The 1,919-nt window shown below is 49.8% G+C and carries 2 protein-coding genes; both read left to right on the forward strand.

The window, feature by feature from the left end:
* Nucleotides 1-237: 237 nt before the first annotated feature.
* Nucleotides 238-681 (forward strand): hypothetical protein, encoded by a 444-nt coding sequence (locus Y887_RS20700; RefSeq protein WP_162199173.1) that lies wholly within the window; start codon nucleotides 238-240, stop codon nucleotides 679-681.
* Entirely contained in the window at nucleotides 626-1,816 is a 1,191-nt protein-coding gene (locus Y887_RS19385) for an N-acetylmuramoyl-L-alanine amidase family protein (RefSeq protein WP_282955768.1), read from the forward strand. The genes Y887_RS20700 and Y887_RS19385 overlap by 56 nt, the downstream gene beginning before the upstream one ends.
* The last annotated feature ends 103 nt before the right edge of the window (nucleotides 1,817-1,919 follow it).

Genomic DNA, 1,919 nt, shown 5'->3' on the forward strand with positions numbered 1-1,919 from the left:
GACGCCGGCTGCGTATGCCCAACATCTGGCAAACACCGATATCATCAACCCCGGACTCTAAACCCGACCACTACTCAGGGCGGGGGGACGTCGCAGCCCTCACACGCACTTAGGCACTGCGATGGACAAAAAATATAGCCTCGTATACGCTCGGACTGGGGTGGATCCGAGGCCCGGCCAGCACGAAATGTTAAGCGCAGCCGAGTTCTATCTAGGAATTTCTCACGGAGTAAGAGAATGAAGTTTTCATTGGAATTGAGCGCAACAGCACTTGCCATTGCAACCAGCTTGCTGATGGTCTCCCACGCAGATGCGGTCGAGCAAAAAAGCGACGGAGCCGCTACAACTAGTCTGTCCGCAATTGATCGAAGTGCAATTGAAGGGTCTGTGACAAAGCAACTGCGGTCACAGGCAAGCAGGACCACTAAGTTGCCTGGTCAGCGTAAATTTGACGTCTCAGCTCACATTTCTGCGACAGAGAGCAAACTCACTATTGAGCTTGGCAAAGATGCTGTTCCTGAAACAGCTGGCGCTGACTCGGAAGAACAGTGCAGTAGTTTCGCAACGACAGCCCGATATTTGCTTCGCGGCGAGGTCAGTGTCACCGAATACGAATGCACATACGGTGGAAAGGATATCTTTTTCTACCACCCTGAACCTAAGGCTGAAAAAAAAAAGTGAGCTAGTTCGCCCTGCTGAAGACCCGCTACCCTTGCTTTTGTTATCTGCCGGACATGGCTTGTACATCAAACACGATGGAGCCAAATCCACGTGGAGCTATCAGCGCGACCCCAAGAATGGAATGCTTGAAGACACAACAACTCCGGCATATGCCACAGCAGTAAATAACGCTCTAACTGCAAATGGTTCCCAGATAAATACTGCATTAGTCCGATCTGAGTCCACTGCGATACACACACCGTCAGGAAAACCCTGGTGGGAGGTTTCTGCAAAGTATTACTTGATGGATCTACTGCCGGATCAGCAAAAAATATGGGCGTCAATTCCTAATGACAAGACAAGTGTAGAGCGTGAAAAGAATGAGGATATTCGTTCACGCCCCTTATACGGAAACTATTTAGGCGCAAGCTACGGCCTTCATATTCATACCAATGCAGCCGATAGCAACGCCATCAGAGGGACTACCGGCTTTTATCAAAAAGATCACCCCCTCACTGAAAAGAGTAAAGATCTAACCTCTAAGATCCTCTGCTCCATGAAAGAAATCATCAACGCTGACGCGACCTATGCGCAGTGGAGCGTTGATACTGCTCCACGTGCAGAGAACAAAGGAGAGAATCGAGTAGCCGAATTCCCCTCTACAATCATTGAGGTCGGATTCCACACCAATGCACTTGATGCCGCCGCATTACAGAACGAGAAATTTAGACTGTTAGCCAGCAAGGGCATGGCTAAGGGGCTTAAGTTGTACAACGAAGGGACGGCATGCACCCCTTTTAAAATTGATTCCATTCCTGCCTCATCTGGCCCTCAAGGATCCCAGGTTCCTTACAAGGTTAATTACTCTGGGAATCCGACCTTTCCTATAATTATGTATTTCGAGCCTGTGAAATGTGCTCCTGGCTGGACTTGTCAGACAGGCACCCGAACAACTACGTCTACGTCATCCCCGCTCACCTTTAATTTCAGCTGCGGCACTGGTAGCGCTACAGCGACCAATGTTTTCAAGCGGTGGCTGGTGGATGCAGATGGCGTCAAGACCGAGCCGGTCGAGGTATCTCACACATGCGTCAAGTCAGCTTCCAAATCAACGCTACCGATCGTGAATCGCGCAGCCGAAGCGACACAGCTCTGATGAGTGGGGTTCTTACCTGTAAGTAAGATTTTTTTCCTATGGCAGCCTTTTCGCTGCAGGAAGAAAGTACACAAGGGATGTCTGTGTCAGCCTCCCGTAAAAT

This window comes from Xanthomonas pisi DSM 18956 (assembly GCF_001010415.1).
Lineage (GTDB): Bacteria > Pseudomonadota > Gammaproteobacteria > Xanthomonadales > Xanthomonadaceae > Xanthomonas > Xanthomonas pisi.

Excerpts from the sequence above, each read along its gene's own strand:
- Y887_RS20700 (WP_162199173.1), top strand. The coding sequence starts at position 238 with ATGAAGTTTTCATTGGAATTGAGCGCAACAGCACTTGCCATTGCAACC.